The following is a 20,626-nucleotide window of genomic DNA, read 5'->3' on the forward strand; positions in this document are numbered from 1 at the left end:
TAGTGTGGGGCCCCGTCCGAGACGCGCCAACGCCCCGACGGAGCGCGCGTGTACACCGATGCAGCCCCCGGGGGGACGCCCCCCGGACCCGGCCGGAGGGCCCGTACCTCGATGTCCGTGCACAGCCAATCGACGGCGCCGTACGCGGCTGCCGCCGCCCCAGAGTTCCCCCGGCATGTCGTCACCGCCGTGCTCGTCTCCCACGACGGCGCGCGCTGGCTGCCCGACGCGCTCGCCGGGCTGCTCGGGCAGGAACGCCCCGTACAGAACGTCGTCGCCGCCGACACCGGCAGCGCCGACGACTCCGCGCGGCTGGTCACCGAGGCCCTCGGCGCCGAACGCGTCCTGCACCTCGCGCGCCGTACGAGCTTCGGCACCGCCGTCGACGAGGCGACCCGCACGGCCGGCGTCCTCACCCCCGAGGACCTGCCGTACCTGAGGCGCCCCAACAGCTGGGACCCCGTCAGCAGGTCCTGGCGCGACGACGCGTACGACCTGCCCGAACTGCCTCACGGCGAACCGGTGCAGTGGCTCTGGCTGCTCCACGACGACTGCGCACCCGAACCCGACGCGCTCGCCGAGATGCTGCGCGTCGTCGACGCCGACCCGCACGCCGCGATCGTCGGCCCCAAGCTCCGCGGCTGGTACGACCGCAAGCAGTTGCTCGAAGTCGGCGTCTCCATCGCCAACAGCGGTCGCCGCTGGACCGGACTCGACCGGCGCGAGCAGGACCAGGGCCAGCACGACCAGGTCCGTACCGTGCTCTCCGTCTCCACCGCGGGCATGCTGATCCGCCGTGACATCTGGGAGGAGCTCGGCGGGTTCGACCGCGGGCTCCCGCTGATGCGTGACGACGTCGACCTGTGCTGGCGCGCGCACACCGCCGGACACCGGGTGCTCGTCGCCCCCGACGCCGTCCTCAGGCACGCCGAGGCCTCCGCCCGCGAGCGCCGCCCCATCGACTGCGCAGGACGTTCGGTCGCCTCCCCGCACCGTGTCGACAAGGCCGGCGCCGTCTACACGATGCTGGTCAACGCACGCGCCAAGGCCCTGCCCTGGGTGATGCTCCGGCTCGTCCTCGGCACCCTGCTGCGTACCCTCGCCTATCTCGTCGGCAAGGTGCCCGGCCAGGCCCTTGACGAGGTCGCCGGGCTCTTCGGCACCCTGCTGCGCCCCGGGCGGATCCTCTCGGCCCGGCGCAGCCGCGGCAAGGGCGCCGTCGACCAGGCCGAACTGCGCGGTCTCTTCCCGCCGCCCGGTGCCACCGTCCGTGCCACCGTCGAGCAGGTCGCAGGAAACTTCGGCGGTGGTTCCGATGCCGACTCGGGCGGCTCACGGCACGGCGCCGTGGAGTCCGGTCCCGGTGGCGACGACGCCGATTTCCTGGAGATCGAGCAGTTCGCGCGGCTGAAGCGGATCGGGCGCAAGCCGGGCCCGGTGCTCTTCGCCCTTCTGCTGTTCGCCTCGCTCGTCGCCTGCCGCAGCCTGCTCGGTGGCGGAGCGCTGGTGGGCGGCGCACTGCTGCCCGCGCCCGCCGACGTCTCCGACCTGTGGGGCAGGTACGCGGACGGCTGGCACACGGTCGGTACCGGCGGCACGCAGACCGCACCGCCCTACCTCGCCGTCATCTCGGCCCTGTCCGCGCTGTTCCTCGGCTCGACCGGCTTCGCGCTCACGCTGCTGCTGGTCTGCTCGGTCCCGCTCGCCGGGCTCACCGCGTACTTCGTCTCCCGGCCGCTGCTCGAATCAAGGCTGCTGCGGGCCTGGGCGAGCATCGCGTACGCCTTCCTGCCCGCTGCGACCGGCGCACTGGCGACGGGCCGCCTCGGCACCGCCGTACTGGCCGTCCTGCTCCCACTGATCGCCCGTGCCGCCGTCTCCGCGCACGGCATGCGCGCCGTCGGCGACGCCCGCGGCAGCTGGCGCGCCACCTGGGCGTACACCCTGCTCCTCACCGTCGCGATGGCCTTCACGCCCATCGTCTGGCCGCTCGCCGTGGTCCTCGGCATCGGGGCGCTCGCACTGCGCCGCGACGACATCGCCGCGTACGGGCTCCGCTTCCTCGCCGCGATCGGCACCCCGCTGCTGGTTCTCGCGCCCTGGTCGCTGTCGCTCCTCACCAGCCCGTCCGGCTTCCTGAAGGAGGCGGGCCTGGAGATCGGTACGGGCACGGCCTCCGCACTCGACCTGCTCGGCATCAGCCCCGGCGGCCCCAAGGCCGCGGGCGGTGTGCTGCTGCTCGGCATCGTGTTCGCCGCGCTGGCGGCGCTGCTGCGCGGGGAGCGGCAGTTCGCGGTACGCACCGCGTGGGTGGTCGCGCTCGTGGCACTGGTCTTCGCCGTTCTCGCCAACGGCTCGGGCTGGGCGGGCCCCGCCACCCTCGTCTACGGCATCGCACTGATCGCCGCCGCGCTGGTCGGCGCGGACGGCGCCCGGGTACGCGTCGCCGAGCTCAGCTTCGGCTGGCGCCAGCCCGTCGCCGCACTGATCGCTCTCGCCGCGGGCCTCGCCCCGGTGCTGGCCGCCGCCGGCTGGATGATCGGCGGCGCCGCGGGCCCGCTGGAGCGCCGCGACCCGGTGCAGGTGCCCGCGTTCGTCGCGGAGGAGAGCACCACCCGCGACCAGCCGCGCACCCTGGTCCTCGACGGCACATCGCCCGCCGCCGTCTCCTACACCCTGGTACGCGGCTCCGGCGCGCGGCTCGGTGACGCGGAACTGGCCGAGGCGGGCGGCAGCAACAGCCACCTCGACAAGGTCGTCACCAATCTGGTCGCGGGCTCCGGCGCCGACCAGGGCAGCCAGCTCAGCGGATTCGCGATCCGTTACGTACTGGTACGGGACGGCGCTCCGAAGGAGATGAGCCGGGTCCTCGACGCGACCCCGGGCCTCAGCCGGCTGAGCCAGCTGGACGGCAGTGCGCTGTGGCGGGTCGACCGGCAGGTCGCCCGCGTCATGATCATCCCGTCCGGCGCCGACGCCGAACCGCTGCCCGTGGGCTCCCTCCCCGTCGAGGCGCACACAGAGATTCCGGCAGGCGGCTCCGGCCGGGTGCTGCGGATCGCCGATGCCGCCGACCCCGGGTGGGAGGCCACGCTCAACGGGCGCGCCCTGACCCGGAAGACCGTCGACGGCTGGGCCCAGGGCTTCGAGCTCCCCGCCGAGGGCGGCACCCTGGACCTCACGTACAACACCCCGCTCACCCACACCGCCTGGATCTGGGCCCAGGCCGCGCTGGCCGTGGTCCTGGTGGTCCTCGCCCTGCCCGGCCGCCGCCGGGAGATCGACGACGACCTGCCCGAGGAGGCCATGGCAGCCCCCGCGGAGCCGGTCGCGGGCGAGGGGCGCCGGGCACGCAGGCTGCGCGCGGCCGCCCAGGCGGAGGCGGAGGCCGAGTCGGAGCCGGCCGGGAGTGCCGAGGCGGCGGCGGGGGAGTACATCCCCGTACAGCAGACGGCCGAACCGCATCCGCAGCAGACCGACGACCAGGACGCGTTCGCCCCGCAGGCCGACAGCGGTCAGTACGCGGCGGTGCCGCAGCAGCAGTACGCAGAATGGGACGCGCAGCAGTACCAGGGCGCCGACTACCAGCAGTACCAGGGCGAGCAGTACCAGGACGGCCAGTACGGCACGCAGCAGGAGCACCAGGCGACCGCCGACCCGTACCAGCAGCACGCCTACGACCCGTACGGCTACGCGCAGCAGCAGTACGACCCGCAGGCCCAGTACGCCCCCCAACCCCCGCAGTACGCCCCCCAACCCCCGCAGTACGACCCCCAGGCTCCGTACGACCCCCAGGCCCACTACGGCCAACAGGGCGGCCAACAGGGCGGCCAACAGGGCCAGTACGACCCGCAGAACCCCGACGAGAACCCCGCCCCGGGCCAGAACCCGTGGCCGACCGGTAACGCATCGCGAGGCGAGTCCGAGTGAAGTCCACCAGCCTGTCCCTCATCGCGGGCACCGTCGCCCTCGCCGCCGTCACCGGCTTCGCCGCGCTCACCGCGCCCGGCGACGGGGGCACGACGGAGGCGAAGTCCGCCACCCGGCTGCCGGTGGAACGGTCCAGCCTGCTCTGCCCGGCGCCCGGTCTCTCGGACCTCGCGGAGACGACATACACGTCGTTCACCCCGGCGGGCGGCAGCGGCGGCGAGGCCGGTACGGCCGAACTGAAGCAGTCCACGTCCGCGACGGCCGACGACGCCACGGACAAGGACGGGAACAAGGGCAAGAAGGACAAGGCGAAGGAGGATCCCGGAAAGCCGGTCGTCTCCCTCAAGGAGCCCGGCAAGCCGGCCACCGCCGACGAGTCCGGCGCCAACGCCCCCGCGCTGGTCGGCACCGCCACCGGCCGCCTGGCCCCTGGCTGGACCACCCAGCAGACCACCACGGTCGAGGCGGGCGGTGCCCGCGGCCTGCTCGGCGTCAGCTGCACCGGACCCGACACGGACTTCTGGTTCCCGGCCGCGAGCACCGCGAAGTCCCGCGAGGACTACGTCCACCTCACCAACCCGGACGACACCGCGGCCGTCGCCGACATCGAGCTGTACGGTCCGGACGGCACTCTCAAGTCCGATGTGGGCGAGGGCATCACGGTGCCCGCCCGGTCCAGTGTCCCGGTCCTGATCTCCACGCTGACCAGTGAGGTGGCCGAGGACGTGACCGTCCACGTCACCACCCGTACCGGACGCGTCGGCGCGGTCGTCAGGGCCGCGGACGAAGAGGCCGGCAGCGACTGGCTGGCAGCCTCGGCCGACCCGACGGGCACCCTGGTGCTCCCCGGCATCCCGGCGGACGCCACCTCGGTCCGCCTGGTGGCGTTCGCACCCGGCGACGGCGACGCCGATCTGACGGTGAAACTGCTCGGCAAGACCGGTGCGATCTCCCCGGCCGGACACGAGGAGCTCCACGTCAAGTCGAGGATGACCGCGGGCGTCGACCTGAAGGACGTCACCAGGGGCGAAGCCGGCTCCCTGCTGCTCACCCCGGCCCGGGGCGGAAAGGGCACCCCGGTGGTGGCCGCGCTGCGTGTGGTCCGCGGCAAGGGCGACGCGCAGGAGGTCGGCTACATCCCGGCGACCGGCCCGGTGGGTGCACAGGCGACCGCGGCCGACAACCGGGCCAAGGGCTCCACCCTCTCGCTCACCGCGCCGGGCGCCACCGCCACCGTGAAGGTAACCGCCTCCGCGGGCAGTGGGGGCGGCGAACAGACCGTCAAGACGTACACGGTCAAGGGCGGTACGACGCTCGCGGTCACCCCGCCCGTACCGTCCGGGCTCAAGGGCGGCTACGCGCTGACGGTGGAGACGCAGTCGGGCGGCCCGGTCCACGCCGCACGCATGCTCGCCCTGCCGCAGGACGGCATCCAGATGTTCACCGTGCAGACCCTGCCGGACGACGCCGGAACGGTCGAGGTGCCCGCGGTCGAGCAGGACCTGTCGGTCCTGGACGACTGAGCGGGCGGGCGGTACGGGTGGGACCGGGAGCCGGCCCGCTCGTACCGCCGCTCCTACTCCTGCCCGTACCGCGGATCGACCGACTCCGGCGAAAGACCGAGCAGGTCCGCGACCTGCTCCACCACGACCTCGTGCACCAGCAGGGCGCGCTCGTCGCGGTTCTTGGTGCGGATCTCGACGGGCCGCCGGTAGATGATGATCTGCGCGGGCCGGTCCTTCTCCGCCGAGACTGCACGCCCCAGCGGTACGGTCTCCTCCTGAGCCCCCGGCACATCGAGCACCATGAAGTCGACATCGGCCAGCTGCGGCCAGCGCCGCTCCAGCCGTTCCACCGAATCCTGCACGAGATCACGGAAGTTCTCCGCCCTGCTGGCCGAGAGCGGCACCTGGGGCGGGGCGACGGGCCCGCGCATGCCGCGGCCATGGCGGTCACGACGGCGTGGGCGTGGCTCGGACTGGTGGGGAGGTACGGGACTGTCCATCACTGACGCAGGGTAACTCTCTGCGGCGCAGGTGGATCGCTGCTCCCTGACGGGGCGTCGGCATGTCCAATCCTGAACAATCCGGCCAAACGGGAGCCCGTTTCAGGCCCAGCTCCTGACCATTGATCTCCTGCTGAATGACAGCTTTTGTGCCGAGTGGTGACCGCAATCGTTGCCGATACGGTCTGCGCCTCCGGGTTCCTCCGCAGGTCAGAAGGACTGTCCGGAAGGCGGTTGTGCCGGAGGTCACAGGGCGACACGGTGGGGTGACCTGAGGGAGAGTCGTCGCAGCCCGCTCAAGAGTGCGGTACCGTCCAACATCGTGAGCCCTGTACGTCGCTGTTCGCGCACCGCGTGCGGCCGCCCTGCCGTCGCGACACTGACGTACGTCTATGCCGACTCGACTGCGGTCCTCGGCCCGCTCGCCACCTACGCCGAGCCCCACTGCTACGACCTCTGTGCCGAGCACAGCGAGCGGCTGACCGCGCCACGTGGCTGGGAGGTCGTCAGGCTCTCCGACCCCTCCGCTCCCACGCGCCCCAGCGGTGACGACCTCGAAGCGCTTGCCAATGCCGTACGGGAAGCGGCGCGACCGCACGACCGCGGAGCCGACGGCAGGGGCGGCGGTCCGCAGACCGCGAACCCGGTGGAGGTCGCTCGCCGCGGCCATCTGCGGGTGCTGCGCTCACCGGAGTCCTGAGTACGCCGTGCCGTTCGGCGCGCCTCGCCCGTGATTTCCCGTTCAGGTTTTCGTGCACGGGCCATTGAGCCAAATTTGTCGTGAACACGACCATTCCTTCACTCGTGAGAAACGGTTTTCCGCATCATGGAATCCGGGGAGGCCTGTGTGTTTGTCCGGCAACTCGAACCCGTAGCCGATTCGCTCGCCCTGTCCGCTCTGGTCGCGGCGCTTCCCCTGGTCACCGTGCTGGTGCTGCTCGGGCGGTCCGGATGCGGGCACACCGTGCCGGACTCGTCGGCCTCGCCGTCGGCTCGCTCGTGTACGGCATGCCCCTCGGCCAGACCCTCTCCGCAGGCGCTCAAGGCGTGCTCTTCGGGCTCTTCCCCATCATGTGGATCGTCGTCAACGCCCTCTGGGTGTACCGGATGACCGTACGTACCCAGCACTTCGACATCCTCCGCCGCTCCTTCGGCAGGCTCTCGGACGACCCTCGCATCCAGGCGCTGGTCATCGCCTTCTGCTTCGGCGCGCTCCTCGAAGCTCTCGCCGGATTCGGTGCGCCCGTCGCGATCTCCTCCGTGATGCTCGTGGCGCTCGGCTTCGACCCGGTGAAGGCGGCCGTCGTCTCGCTCGTGGCCAACACCGCACCGGTCGCGTTCGGCGCCATGGGCACCCCCGTGGTGACTCTCGCTCAGATCACCGGGCTGCCGCTGGACGACGTGGCGTCCGTCGTGGGCCGCCAGACCCCGCTGCCGGCCCTCCTCGCACCCCTGATCCTGGTCTTCCTGGTGGGCGGAAGGCGCGGGCTGCGCGAGACCTGGCTGCCCGCACTCGTCTGCAAAGTCGCCTTCGCCGCGGCCCAGTTCGCCGCGTCCAATTACGTCTCCGCCCAACTCGCGGACATCGCCGCCGCGCTCGTGGGCGCGGCAGCGCTGATGGCCGTCCCCGGGGCACGGAGGTCGGCCGAGGAGCCGGTGCGTACGGCAGTCCTGACCGGCGTACGGAGCGAGGACCTCGATCGCGAGGACCCGCACCGCGAAGTGCTGCGAGCCTACGCCCCGTACGCCCTCGTCGTCGCCGTCTTCTCCGTCGCCCAGATCCCGCCGGTCACTCGCGTACGTCATGAACCTCTCCGGGCAGGCCGCCACGATCGGCCAGTTCGTGGCCGCGGCAGGTGCCGGACTGGCCTTCCTCTCGCCGGTGCTCGGTTCGGCGTCGCAGTCTCCGGTTCCGACACCTCCGCGAACGCCCTCTTCGGCGCACTCCAGGTCTCGGCGGCACGCGAATCGGGTCTCTCACCGGAGCTGCTGGCCGCGGCTAACAGCTCCGGCGGGGTGCTCGGCAAGATGATCTCCCCGCAGAACCTGACGATCGCGTGCGCGGCGGCCGGCCTGGCCGGACGCGAGGGGCCCTGCTGCGCAAGGTGCTGCCGTGGAGCCTGGGACTGCTGCTTGCGATGTGCCTGATCGTGCTGGCACAGAGCACGACGGCGCTGGGCTGGATGCTGCCTCGAGCGGCACGGCACTCAACCCCGCCCGGCAACGAGGGCAAAGCGGCAACCCGGCCGCCCCCGGTCACCGTACGCACAGCCGGGCCCCGCACAGCCGCAAGACCCCACGGCCCGCCCGAACGGCCGCCGGGTAGTTTGGGCGGTCCGCAGAAATCTCAGGAGGACCGGCCCGTGGCTGCTGATCTGTCGCAGATCGTCAAGGCGTACGACGTGCGCGGAGTGGTGCCCGACCAGTGGGACGAATCGCTGGCCGAGCAGTTCGGGGCGGCGTTCGTCGAGGTGACGGGCGCGGACGCGATCGTGATCGGCCACGACATGCGGCCCTCGTCGCCCGGCCTCTCGGGAGCCTTCGCACGCGGCGCCGCGGCGCGCGGCGCGGACGTCACACTGATCGGCCTCTGCTCGACCGACCAGCTGTACTTCGCCTCCGGCAGCCTCGGTCTCCCCGGTGCGATGTTCACCGCCTCGCACAACCCGGCGCAGTACAACGGCATCAAGCTCTGCCGGGCGGGCGCCGCACCCGTGGGCCAGGACACCGGGCTCTTTGAGATCCGCGCCCTGGTCGAGAAGTGGTCCGAGACCGGCACACCGCAACCGGCCGCCACCCCCGGCACCGTCACTGGGCGCGAGACGCTCCCCGACTACGCCGCACACCTGCTGTCCCTGGTCGACCTCGCATCGATCCGCCCGCTGAAGGTCGTCGTCGACGCGGGCAACGGCATGGGCGGCCACACCGTCCCCACCGTCTTCGCGAAGCTCCCCGTCGACCTCGTGCCGATGTACTTCGAGCTCGACGGCACGTTCCCCAACCACGAGGCCAACCCGCTCGACCCGAAGAACCTCGTCGACCTCCAGGCCCGCGTCGTGGCCGAGGGCGCCGATCTGGGCCTCGCCTTCGATGGCGACGCCGACCGCTGCTTCGTCGTCGACGAGCGGGGCGCGGGCGTCTCCCCGTCCGCGATCACCGCCCTGGTCGCGGCCCGCGAACTCGCCCGTAACGGCGGCAAGGGCACCGTCATTCACAACCTGATCACGTCCCTCTCGGTCCCCGAGGTCGTCCGCGAGAACGGCGGGACCCCGGTCCGTACCCGCGTGGGCCACTCCTTCATCAAGGCGGAGATGGCCGAGCACGGCGCGATCTTCGGCGGCGAACACTCCGCGCACTACTACTTCCGTGACTTCTGGAACGCCGATACGGGCATGCTCGCCGCGCTCCACGTCCTGGCCGCGCTGGGTGGCCAGGACGGCGCACTGTCGGAACTGGTCGCCCAGTACGACCGCTACACCGGATCCGGAGAGATCAACTCCACGGTCGCCGACCAGCCGGGCCGCACGGCGGCGGTACGTGAATCCTTCGCACCCCGTGACGGTGTCACGACCGACGACCTGGACGGCCTGACGGTCACGGGACCGGACTGGTGGTTCAACCTCCGGGCCTCCAACACGGAACCCCTGCTGCGCCTGAACGTCGAGGCCCGGGACGAGCAGACGATGACGGCGGTACGGGACGAGGTGCTGGCACTGGTCCGGGCACGGGCCTCGTAGGGCGAGTCCGGCGGTTCCGCCCTGTCCAGCGATTCCGGCCCACCCGGCAATGTCAGCTTCTTCGGAGTTTGAGGAGCGGGGGCGGCCCGGGCCGGTTCGGGAAGGAGCGGGTAGGGGAACAGACCCGCCGCAGGCGCCCGCCCCGCCCCACCCCCACCCCCTGGGCCGGGCCGCGCCCCCCGCACCCCGCACCCCGGCGGTAGGCTGACGTCGCCCGAACCGCTTGTTCGAATGCTTGAAGGGACTCACCCCATGCCGCTCGAAGCCGGCCTTCTGGAGATCCTCGCCTGCCCGGCCTGTCACTCTCCGCTCGACGACCGGTCGGCAGCCGACAGTCCCGAGCTGGTCTGCACCGGCACGGATTGCGGCCTGGCCTACCCGGTACGGGACGGCATTCCGGTCCTCCTCGTCGACGAGGCCCGCCGCCCCGCGTAACGGCATCCGCGCCCCGCGCCCCGCACGGTGATCAGCACGTGATCGGAGGACCGTCCCCATGCTCGACGAGCCGCTGCTCGACGCCCCGGAAGCCCTGGCCCGAGCCGACCGCCGCGGCCTGCTCCGCGGCGCCGCCGAGGCCGGGGCCCGGGTCCGTACCGCCGCCCGGCACGCGGCGGAGGCCGGGATCGCCGCACTGAACCCGGAGGGCCGTCCCCGCGCCGTACTCGTCGCGGGCTCCGGCACCGCCGCGTCCGGCGTCGCCGACCTGATCACGGCCCTGGCCGGCGCCTCTGCGCCCGTCACCCGCATCCACCCCACCGGGGTCGCCCCCGCCGCGGGCGCGATGCGCTGGACGCTGCCCGGCTGGGCCGGCTCCGTGGACCTGCTGCTCATCGTCACGGCCGACGGTTCCGAGCCGGGCCTCTCCCTTCTCGCCGAACAGGCGTACCGCCGCGGCTGCAGCGTCGTGGCCGTCGCCCCCCGCCAGTCACCGCTGCGCGAGGCGATCGACGGGGCGCACGGACTCGTCGTACCGATGGCCTCCGCCCCGCACGGCGAGTACGACGCCGAGACGTCGGCCGCGGGCCCCGGCACGCTCTGGGCCCTGTTCACCCCGCTGCTCGCGCTGCTCGACCGGGTCGGCCTGGTCACCGCGCCCGCCGAGGCGCTGCAGGGCGTCGCCGACCGCCTCGACCGCACCGCGGAACGCTGCGGTCCGGCCATCGCCACGTACAGCAACCCGGCCAAGACCCTCGCTGCCGAGCTCGCCGACAGCCTGCCCCTCATCTGGACGGAGGGCGAAGCCGCGGCCCCGATCGGCCGCAGATTCGCCGCCGTCCTGGCCGAGCTTTCCGGCCGCCCGGCCCTCGCCGCCGAACTCCCCGAGGCGCTTCCCGCTCACGGCGCACTGCTGGCGGGGACATTCGCCGCCGGGGCCGACCCCGACGACTTCTTCCGCGACCGGGTCGACGAGCCGGAGCCCCTGCACGCCCGCGTCGTACTGCTCCGCGACCGCCCCACCGGCGGCCTGAGCGCCGGGCCCGCCGCCCGCGAACTGGCTCTCGGCCACGACACGGCGATCAGCGAACTCGAACCGGACGAGGGCACCGAGCTCGAAGCCCTCGCCGAACTTCTCGCGGTCACCGACTTCGCCGCCGTCTACCTGGCTCTCGCCTCGGCAGCCCGCGCCTGACCGCCCGGGTCGACCCGCACCACGCACACCCCCCGATCCACGCATCTCACAAGGACGAACTCATGGACCGGCTCTCCAACACCGTGCGCCCTTACGCCTGGGGCTCCACCACCGCCATCCCCGAGCTGCTCGGTATCGCCCCCACCGGTGAACCCCAGGCCGAGATGTGGATGGGCGCCCACCCCGGAGCCCCCTCCCGCCTCACCCGTGCAACCAGCACCGGAGAGGCCGGCCCCGAGCAGCCTCTCACCGACGTCATCGCCGCCGACCCGGAGCGCGAACTGGGCCGGGCCACCGTCGAAAAGTTCGGCCCCCGCCTGCCCTTTCTCCTCAAACTGCTCGCCGCAGGCGCCCCACTCTCCCTCCAGGTCCACCCCGACCTCGCACAGGCCAAGCAGGGTTACGAGGACGAGGAGCGCCGATCCGTTCCGATCGACGCACCCCACCGCACGTACAAGGACGCCAACCACAAGCCCGAGCTGATCTGCGCGCTCACCCCCTTCGCCGGCCTGTGCGGCTTCCGCAGGCCCACCGAGGCCGCCGAGGCGATGGCGGCACTCGGCGTCGACTCCCTCAAGCCGTACGTCGACCTCCTCGGCGCCCACCCCGAAGAGGCAGCCCTGCGCGAGGTCCTCACCGCGATCCTCAGCGCCGACCCGACGGAGATGGCCGAAACGGTGAACCTGGCGGCCGCTGCCGCCGAACGCCTCGGCGGCGCCCATGCCCCGTACGCCCGGATCGCCCACCACTTCCCCGGCGACCCCGGTGTCATCGCGGCGATGCTGCTGAACTACGTAGAACTCCAGCCCGGCGAAGCCCTGTTCCTCGGTGCGGGTGTTCCGCACGCCTACCTCGACGGCCTCGGCGTCGAGATCATGGCAAACTCGGACAATGTGCTGCGCTGCGGACTCACGCCCAAGCACATCGATGTACCGGAACTGCTGCGCATCGTCCGCTTCGAGGCGACCGACCCCGGCGTCCTGCGCCCCGAGGCATCCCCGTCCGGCGAGGAGCTGTACGAGACGCCCGTGGACGAATTCCGGCTCTCGCGCTTCGACCTGTCGCCCGGCGCCGACCCCGTCGACCTGACCAGGGACACACCGCAGATCCTGCTCTGCACCGCGGGCGCCCCGAAGGTGGGCACGGTCGGTCTCACCCCCGGGGCCTCGGTCTTCGTACCCTCCGGCGAGGAGGTCGAAGTGTCCGGTACGGGAACTCTGTTCCGCGCCACTGTGGTGGCCTGACGTACCGTCCGTATCAGCGGCTGCAACAATGTCCGGCCGTACCGCGGCGCCAGGGCCGCAGCACCGAAGAAGGGACACCAGGCACCCATGAGTGCGTCAGGCGGAACCAGGGCGATCGTGGCGGCACTCGGCGCCAACCTCGCGATCGCAGTGGCCAAATTCGTGGCGTTCCTGTTCAGTGGCTCGTCGTCGATGCTCGCGGAGAGCGTCCACTCGCTCGCAGACTCGGGCAACCAGGGCCTGCTGCTGCTCGGCGGCAAGAAGGCCCAGCGCGAGGCCACCCCCCAGCACCCCTTCGGCTACGGCCGCGAGCGCTACATCTACGCCTTCCTCGTTTCCATCGTGCTGTTCTCGGTCGGTGGCATGTTCGCGGTGTACGAGGGCTACGAGAAGATCAAGCACCCGCACGAGATCGAGGCCTGGTACTGGCCGGTCGGTGTGCTGGTCTTCGCGATCATCGCCGAGAGCTTCTCCTTCCGTACGGCCATCAAGGAGTCCAACGAGACCCGCGGATCGCTCTCCTGGAAGGAGTTCATCCGCCGCGCGAAGGCCCCCGAGCTCCCCGTCGTCCTCCTGGAGGACTTCGGCGCGCTGATCGGTCTGATCCTCGCCCTCGCAGGTGTCGGCCTGGCCCTCGGGACCGGCAACGGCGTCTGGGACGGAATCGGCACCCTCTGCATCGGTGTCCTGCTGATCGTCATCGCGATCGTGCTCGCCGCCGAGACGAAGTCCCTGCTGCTCGGCGAGGCCGCCGGCGCCGACCAGGTCGAGAAGATCAAGGCCGCGGTCGTCGACGGCGACACCGTCACCGCCGTCATCCACATGCGTACGCTCCACCTCGGCCCGGAAGAGCTGCTGGTCGCCGCCAAGATCGCGGTGCAGCACGACGACACTGCCACCGAAGTGGCCAACGCCATCAACGCCGCCGAGACCCGCATCCGCGCAGCCGTCCCGATCGCCCGGGTCATCTATCTGGAACCGGACATCTACAGCGAGGCCGCCGCCGCAGCCGGCACCAACCCTGGCAAGACCCCAGGTGGAGCGCCCGACAACGCTCCCCGCACGACTCCCGACGGAACCCCGGACACCGCGACGGATTCCGGCCACTGACCCATCCACGTACATCTCCCAGCCGCCCCCGACAGGCCCTCCCGCCCGCTCCCGGTATTGCCCTCCCAGCCACTTCCCGTCCAGGGCGGGCTGGGAGCGACTGGGCCGGTCGGTGTAGATTCGATGGCAGTGTCAGACGTCGCTGCTGATGGCGGTCGATCGGTCCTACGGGGACCGGCCGAGGGAGAGAGGGCCTCCGACGGACTGCGCTGCGAGCGTCCGGGCATTCGTGTGCCCGCCGCCGCAGAGCCAGCCGTGCCCACCTCGACACCCATCACGAGGAGCAGCCCGTTATGACGACGGTCGCCAATCGACAGGACTTCAAGGTCGCAGACCTCTCCCTCGCGGCGTTCGGCCGCAAGGAGATCACCCTCGCCGAGCACGAGATGCCCGGCCTGATGTCGATCCGCAAGGAGTACGCCGCCGCGCAGCCGCTGGCCGGCGCCCGCATCACCGGTTCGCTGCACATGACCGTGCAGACGGCCGTGCTGATCGAGACCCTGGTCGCCCTCGGCGCAGAGGTCCGCTGGGCCTCCTGCAACATCTTCTCCACCCAGGACCACGCCGCCGCGGCCATCGCCGTCGGCCCGAACGGCACCCCGGACGCGCCCGCGGGCGTCCCGGTCTTCGCCTGGAAGGGCGAGACGCTCGAAGAGTACTGGTGGTGCACGGAGCAGGCACTGACCTGGCCGAACACCCCCACCGGCGGCCCGAACATGATCCTCGACGACGGTGGTGACGCCACCCTCCTCGTCCACAAGGGCGTCGAGTTCGAGAAGGCCGGTGCGGCCCCGGACCCGTCGACCGCGGACAGCGAGGAGTACGGCTACATCCTCACCCTGCTGAACCGCACCCTCGGCGAGTCCCCGCAGAAGTGGACCCAGCTGGCGTCCGAGATCCGCGGCGTCACCGAAGAGACCACGACCGGTGTGCACCGGCTGTACGAGATGCACCGCGACGGCACCCTCCTGTTCCCGGCGATCAACGTCAACGACGCCGTCACCAAGTCCAAGTTCGACAACAAGTACGGCTGCCGCCACTCCCTGATCGACGGCATCAACCGTGCCACCGACGTGCTCATCGGCGGCAAGACCGCCGTCGTCTGCGGCTACGGCGACGTGGGCAAGGGCTGCGCGGAGTCCCTGCGCGGCCAGGGCGCCCGCGTCATCATCACCGAGATCGACCCCATCTGCGCCCTGCAGGCGGCGATGGACGGCTACCAGGTCGCCACGCTCGACGACGTCGTGTCCCAGGCCGACATCTTCGTCACCACGACGGGCAACAAGGACATCATCATGGCCGCCGACATGGCCAAGATGAAGCACCAGGCCATCGTCGGGAACATCGGCCACTTCGACAACGAGATCGACATGGCCGGCCTGGCGAAGATCGACGGCATCGTCAAGGACGAAGTCAAGCCGCAGGTCCACACCTGGACGTTCCCCGACGGCAAGGTCCTCATCGTGCTGTCCGAGGGCCGCCTGCTGAACCTGGGCAACGCCACCGGTCACCCCTCGTTCGTCATGTCCAACTCGTTCGCGGACCAGACCCTGGCCCAGATCGAGCTGTTCACCAAGCCCGAGGAGTACCCGACCGACGTCTACGTGCTGCCCAAGCACCTCGACGAGAAGGTCGCCCGCCTCCACCTCGACGCGCTCGGCGTGAAGCTCACGACGCTCCGCCCCGAGCAGGCCGCCTACATCGGCGTCGAGGTCGAAGGCCCCTACAAGCCCGACCACTACCGGTACTGATCCCGCCCGCCGGCGACCGCGCACGTCACCACCGGTCAGTGACGACGGGCCGCTGACAGACGGAACAGCCTCAACAGCAGCTACGAGCGCAGGCCCCCGCACCCCCGTGTCGGGGGCCTGCCCCGTACCGCACCCGCTCAGCCCGAGGAACCTCGAAGGACCCCATGCCCCGCGGCCGATATTCGCTCCATGATCTTCACGATCACACCCTCCTCGGCGAAGAACACTTCCAGTGCGCCCCCGGCCCCTCCGGCTGGCGCTACGTCTCCCGGACCACCGCCCCTTCCGGCGACCACCTCGGCTCCGTCGACCTCACCCTCGACGAACTGGGCCGTCCCATCCGGCTCGAACTCCACGCCGCGAGCTGGCAGGTCCGCGGCGCCGCCCTCGAAGGCGTCACCTGGGTCCGTACCGACCCGACCGGCGCTCATGCCACCGAAGGCAATGTGCGCGCCCACGCCTTCACCGGCACATCCCCCGCATTCCTCATCGCGACCTCACGACTGCTGCGCCTCACCCCCGATTCCCCCGCGACCCGCGTCCGCCTGGTCGCCTTCACGGACCCGGTCCTCGCTCCCCGCACCGTCGACCAGTCCTGGGCCCTGGTCAACAGTGAAGCGCACGCCACTGACAACGGCCCTCTGACGGTGGACGAATACCAGGTCAGCGCCCTGGACACCGGCGAGCAGCACACGCTTCACATCGCCGGCGACGTGGTCCTGTCGGCCCCCGGGATCGAGCTCGAAGACCTGGAGTCCCCGCCCTCGCCTCGCTAGGCAGGCGGCGCGAATCCCGTCGCAGCGGGTGCTGCTCCGCCCTCCTCCACTGCCGGAACCACGGGAACACCCGTCCCCGCGCCCTCCACGGACGGCCCGGATCCCACAGGCGTGGAAGCAACAGCCCCACCCGCCAGTACTCCGCTCCCCGTCTGCGCAGCGACGAACACCCGCCGCGCATCCCGCGCCTGCCGCTCGTTCACCACCGCCGCCAGATACGCCCCGGCAGGTACCCCCTCGGGCACCGGAACCCCGGTCCCCGTCGCCAGCTCCACAGCCAGCCGCTCCGCCATGGACCGGCCCACCTGGGCGTCGAGCTGATGCATCCGCGTCAGGTACTGGCGTATTGCCAGCCACAGACCGTCCGGCACCGCCGACAGATCCAGCCCCGAGAACCGCCCGACCAGCCACGGCGGCGGAGGTGGCACAGCAGCGACTCGTCCCGCCGACACTCGCTCCCGTACGACAAGCGTCCCCGCGAACACGTCCCCGAGCCGCCGCCCCCGCGCCGACACCAGCGAGGCGATACAGGCGACAATCCCGAGCGTCATCAGAATCTCGACGACCCCCATGGCCCCGCGCACCAGCGCATGCCGGAAACGGATCGGACCCCCGTCGTCCCGGACCACCCGCAGCCCGCACGCGAGCTTCCCCAGCGAACGCCCATGGCTGAGCGTCTCCACGGCGATCGGCCCGCCCACCAGCACCAGCAGAAAGGACGCGACGGATACGGCCGCGAGTGCCGCGTCATCCAGCGTCGCCGTCGCAATGGCCAACCCGATCGACACCAGAACGAACGCCGCCCCCACCACGGCAAGATCGATGGCCAGCGCCAGCGCTCGACTGGGCAATTTCGCCGGACGCAGCCCCAGCACGACCGCGTCCCCGGTCACGAGCTCACTCATCGCCGCCCCATCCTTCGCCGATCTTCCCTGCCCCTTGGGACCTCAGTCTGCCAAGCTGACCCGCAGCGCGCCGCCGTAGTACGAACCCGTACGCACCCATGCCTGGAGCAGCAGCCGACCATGGACCTCGACGTCTTCGTGACCGCCCACCGCACAGAGTGGGACCGCCTGGACCATCTCCTGCAACGCGGGCGCCGACTCACCGGCGCGGAAGCCGACGAACTCGTCGAGCTCTACCAGCGCACGGCCACCCATCTTTCCCTCCTCCAGTCCGGCGCCCCGGACCCGATGCTCACCGCGCGCCTCACCCAGCTCGTGGCCCGTGCCCGATCCACGGTCACAGGCACCCGCCGAGCCTCCTGGCGAGACGCCACACGCTTCCTGACCGCCGGCTTCCCCGCCGCCGTCTACCGGTCCAGGCACTGGTGGATACCCACGGCTGTCCTCTCCACGCTGCTGGCCGCAGTCATCGGCTGGTGGATAGGCACGCATCCGGAAGTCCAGTCGGCCATCGCGGCTCCGGACGACCTCCGCCGCCTGACCAGCCCGGGCGGGGAGTACGAGACCTACTACTCCAGCCACCCGGCCGCATCGTTCGCCGCCCAGGTATGGACGAACAACGCCCAGGCCGCAGCCATGTGCCTGGTCCTGGGAGCGTTCCTCGGCATCCCGGTGATCTGGATCCTCTTCGTCAATGTGCTCAACCTTGGCGTCGGCCTCGGCCTGATGTCCTCAGCCGGCCGGCTCGACACCTTCCTGGGGCTGGTTCTCCCGCACGGCCTGCTCGAACTCACTGCCGTCTTTGTCGCAGCGGGCACGGGCCTGCGCCTGGGCTGGACGGTCATCGACCCGGGCCCGCGCACCCGCCGCTCAGCCCTCGCCCAACAGGGACGGGCCGCGATCGGCATGGCCATCGGCCTCGCACTGGTCCTGTTCGTCTCAGGCGTCATCGAAGGCTTCGTCACCCCCTCCGATCTCCCGACCTGGGGGCGCATCACCATCGGCATCGCGGCCGAGCTGGCCTTCCTCGCGTACGTCTACATCCTGGGCGGGCGAGCGGCGCGAGCAGGCGACCGGGGCGACGTCGATCCCACGGAGCGCAGCGCCGAGCTCCCGGTCGCTGCCTGATGTGCGTCGCCCCCGCTGACCTGCTAGTCTCCTCTTCGCCCCGAAAGACCGTTGACATGGTCGGCGAGGGGAGGTAGATTTAAACGGTTGCGTCGGACTGGACAGGTCCGATCCCAACAGTTAGTGTCCTTCTCGCTCTCACCGGAAATTGAATTTCCGCAGAGCCATTGATTCCCTTATTCCGAATCACGTAGCCGATTAGCTCGGCTGAACGCTTCTGGTAAAGTCGAATCAGCCGAAAGGCGAAGGCCACTCCAGCGGCCACCAGAATTCAAATTCGGACCGAAAAAGGAACGAAAAAGAATCTGGTAAGGTTGGAACCGCCGGAAAGGGAAACGCGAAAGCGAAGAACTGGAAAGCGGCCCCGCTTCGACCGGGAATCGGACACGAAAGAGTCTGATAGAGTCGGAAACGCAAGATCGAAGGGAAAAGCCCGGAGGAAAGCCCGAGAGGGTGAGTACAAAGGAAGCGTCCGTTCCTTGAGAACTCAACAGCGTGCCAAAAGTCAACGCCAGATATGTTGATACCCCGGCCTGCTTCGGCAGGTTGGTGGTTCCTTTGAAAGTCCTGCCGGGCCTCACGGTTCCGGTGGGCAATTTACACAGCGAGGACGCTGTGAACGGTCGGTCTTATTCCGGCTGATCGTTCCGCTCTCGTGATGTGTATCCCGATTACGGGAAAACATTCACGGAGAGTTTGATCCTGGCTCAGGACGAACGCTGGCGGCGTGCTTAACACATGCAAGTCGAACGATGAAGCCCTTCGGGGTGGATTAGTGGCGAACGGGTGAGTAACACGTGGGCAATCTGCCCTTCACTCTGGGACAAGCCCTGGAAACGGGGTCTAATACCGGATAACACTCTGTCTCGCATGGGACGGGGTTGAAAGCTCCGGCGGTGAAGGATGAGCCCGCGGCCTATCAGCTTGTTGGTGGGGTGATGGCCTACCAAGGCGACGACGGGTAGCCGGCCTGAGAGGGCGACCGGCCACACTGGGACTGAGACACGGCCCAGACTCCTACGGGAGGCAGCAGTGGGGAATATTGCACAATGGGCGAAAGCCTGATGCAGCGACGCCGCGTGAGGGATGACGGCCTTCGGGTTGTAAACCTCTTTCAGCAGGGAAGAAGCGAGAGTGACGGTACCTGCAGAAGAAGCGCCGGCTAACTACGTGCCAGCAGCCGCGGTAATACGTAGGGCGCAAGCGTTGTCCGGAATTATTGGGCGTAAAGAGCTCGTAGGCGGCTTGTTGCGTCGGTTGTGAAAGCCCGGGGCTTAACCCCGGGTCTGCAGTCGATACGGGCAGGCTAGAGTGTGGTAGGGGAGATCGGAATTCCTGGTGTAGCGGTGAAATGCGCAGATATCAGGAGGAACACCGGTGGCGAAGGCGGATCTCTGGGCCATTACTGACGCTGAGGAGCGAAAGCGTGGGGAGCGAACAGGATTAGATACCCTGGTAGTCCACGCCGTAAACGTTGGGAACTAGGTGTTGGCGACATTCCACGTCGTCGGTGCCGCAGCTAACGCATTAAGTTCCCCGCCTGGGGAGTACGGCCGCAAGGCTAAAACTCAAAGGAATTGACGGGGGCCCGCACAAGCAGCGGAGCATGTGGCTTAATTCGACGCAACGCGAAGAACCTTACCAAGGCTTGACATACACCGGAAAGCATCAGAGATGGTGCCCCCCTTGTGGTCGGTGTACAGGTGGTGCATGGCTGTCGTCAGCTCGTGTCGTGAGATGTTGGGTTAAGTCCCGCAACGAGCGCAACCCTTGTTCTGTGTTGCCAGCATGCCCTTCGGGGTGATGGGGACTCACAGGAGACTGCCGGGGTCAACTCGGAGGAAGGTGGGGACGACGTCAAGTCATCATGCCCCTTATGTCTTGGGCTGCACACGTGCTACAATGGCCGGTACAATGAGCTGCGATGCCGCGAGGCGGAGCGAATCTCAAAAAGCCGGTCTCAGTTCGGATTGGGGTCTGCAACTCGACCCCATGAAGTCGGAGTTGCTAGTAATCGCAGATCAGCATTGCTGCGGTGAATACGTTCCCGGGCCTTGTACACACCGCCCGTCACGTCACGAAAGTCGGTAACACCCGAAGCCGGTGGCCCAACCCCTTGTGGGAGGGAGCTGTCGAAGGTGGGACTGGCGATTGGGACGAAGTCGTAACAAGGTAGCCGTACCGGAAGGTGCGGCTGGATCACCTCCTTTCTAAGGAGCACTTCTTACCAAGCTTGCTTGGTCAGAGGCCACTACGTCGGCAAATGTTCGGCGGTGGTTGCTCATGGGTGGAACGTTGACTATTCGGCACGGTTCTTCAGGGATCACTAGTACTGCTTCGGCGTGGAACGTGAGTCTTGGGGGAGCGTGTCGGGCACGTTGTTGGGTGTCTGAGGGTACGGCCGTCATGG

Annotated in this window: 13 protein-coding genes, 1 rRNA gene and 1 pseudogene; 13 read left to right on the forward strand and 2 right to left on the reverse strand. The window is 69.8% G+C overall.

The annotated features are described in order from the left end of the window. Positions 1–111 precede the first annotated feature (111 nt). Positions 112–3,930, forward strand: coding sequence for a glycosyltransferase (locus NRF20_RS27805; protein WP_413753475.1), 3,819 nt, complete (start codon positions 112–114; stop codon positions 3,928–3,930). After that, positions 3,927–5,453 (forward strand): DUF5719 family protein, encoded by a 1,527-nt coding sequence (locus NRF20_RS27810; RefSeq protein ID WP_398630911.1) that lies wholly within the window; start codon positions 3,927–3,929, stop codon positions 5,451–5,453. The genes NRF20_RS27805 and NRF20_RS27810 overlap by 4 nt, the downstream gene beginning before the upstream one ends. Before the next feature lie 53 nt (positions 5,454–5,506). Here the strand turns inward: NRF20_RS27810 and NRF20_RS27815 are convergent, their stop codons facing one another. Beyond that, the gene (locus tag NRF20_RS27815; RefSeq protein ID WP_266361110.1) at positions 5,507–5,935 is read right to left on the reverse strand and encodes a metallopeptidase family protein; all 429 of its coding nucleotides are present in this window, start codon (positions 5,933–5,935) and stop codon (positions 5,507–5,509) included. Between the two features lie 322 nt (positions 5,936–6,257). Between NRF20_RS27815 and NRF20_RS27820 the strand changes: the two genes are divergently transcribed. From NRF20_RS27820 to NRF20_RS27860, 9 genes and pseudogenes are all read left to right on the forward strand, one after another. Beyond that, the gene (locus tag NRF20_RS27820; protein WP_266361111.1) at positions 6,258–6,635 is read left to right on the forward strand and encodes a DUF3499 domain-containing protein; all 378 of its coding nucleotides are present in this window, start codon (positions 6,258–6,260) and stop codon (positions 6,633–6,635) included. Between the two features lie 147 nt (positions 6,636–6,782). Further along, positions 6,783–8,127, forward strand: a pseudogene (locus tag NRF20_RS27825) (L-lactate permease); the annotation flags it as partial. A gap of 171 nt (positions 8,128–8,298) precedes the next feature. Next, a complete protein-coding gene (locus NRF20_RS27830; RefSeq protein ID WP_413754613.1) occupies positions 8,299–9,672 on the forward strand; it encodes a phosphomannomutase/phosphoglucomutase in 1,374 nt (457 codons plus the stop codon). A 252-nt stretch (positions 9,673–9,924) separates the two neighbouring features. Beyond that, the gene (locus NRF20_RS27835) at positions 9,925–10,107 is read left to right on the forward strand and encodes a Trm112 family protein (RefSeq protein ID WP_030927015.1); all 183 of its coding nucleotides are present in this window, start codon (positions 9,925–9,927) and stop codon (positions 10,105–10,107) included. A gap of 58 nt (positions 10,108–10,165) precedes the next feature. After that, the gene (locus NRF20_RS27840; RefSeq protein ID WP_413753476.1) at positions 10,166–11,302 is read left to right on the forward strand and encodes an SIS domain-containing protein; all 1,137 of its coding nucleotides are present in this window, start codon (positions 10,166–10,168) and stop codon (positions 11,300–11,302) included. 62 nt (positions 11,303–11,364) lie between these two features. Then, positions 11,365–12,546, forward strand: a complete 1,182-nt coding sequence (gene manA / locus NRF20_RS27845) for a mannose-6-phosphate isomerase, class I (protein ID WP_398630909.1) — start codon at positions 11,365–11,367, stop codon at positions 12,544–12,546. A gap of 87 nt (positions 12,547–12,633) precedes the next feature. Further along, positions 12,634–13,656 (forward strand): cation diffusion facilitator family transporter, encoded by a 1,023-nt coding sequence (locus NRF20_RS27850; protein ID WP_413753477.1) that lies wholly within the window; start codon positions 12,634–12,636, stop codon positions 13,654–13,656. Between the two features lie 293 nt (positions 13,657–13,949). Then, a complete protein-coding gene (gene ahcY / locus NRF20_RS27855) occupies positions 13,950–15,407 on the forward strand; it encodes an adenosylhomocysteinase (RefSeq protein ID WP_398630907.1) in 1,458 nt (485 codons plus the stop codon). Between the two features lie 164 nt (positions 15,408–15,571). After that, entirely contained in the window at positions 15,572–16,183 is a 612-nt protein-coding gene (locus NRF20_RS27860) for a hypothetical protein (RefSeq protein ID WP_398630906.1), read from the forward strand. On the opposite strand, the gene NRF20_RS27865 is transcribed toward NRF20_RS27860, so the two are convergent. Further along, the gene (locus tag NRF20_RS27865; RefSeq protein WP_398630905.1) at positions 16,180–17,088 is read right to left on the reverse strand and encodes an RDD family protein; all 909 of its coding nucleotides are present in this window, start codon (positions 17,086–17,088) and stop codon (positions 16,180–16,182) included. The two genes, NRF20_RS27860 and NRF20_RS27865, sit on opposite strands and share 4 nt — an antisense overlap. 120 nt (positions 17,089–17,208) lie before the next feature. Between NRF20_RS27865 and NRF20_RS27870 the strand changes: the two genes are divergently transcribed. Together NRF20_RS27870 and NRF20_RS27875 are read left to right on the forward strand one after the other, a co-directional pair. Further along, complete coding sequence (locus tag NRF20_RS27870) at positions 17,209–18,216, forward strand: stage II sporulation protein M (protein WP_398630904.1); 1,008 nt, start codon at positions 17,209–17,211, stop codon at positions 18,214–18,216. Positions 18,217–18,900: 684 nt separating this feature from the next. Beyond that, positions 18,901–20,426, forward strand: a 16S ribosomal RNA gene (locus NRF20_RS27875). Positions 20,427–20,626: the final 200 nt, after the last annotated feature.

Origin of the sequence: Streptomyces sp. R-74717 (assembly GCF_047305335.1) — a bacterium.
Taxonomy (GTDB): Bacteria; Actinomycetota; Actinomycetes; order Streptomycetales; family Streptomycetaceae; genus Streptomyces; species Streptomyces atratus.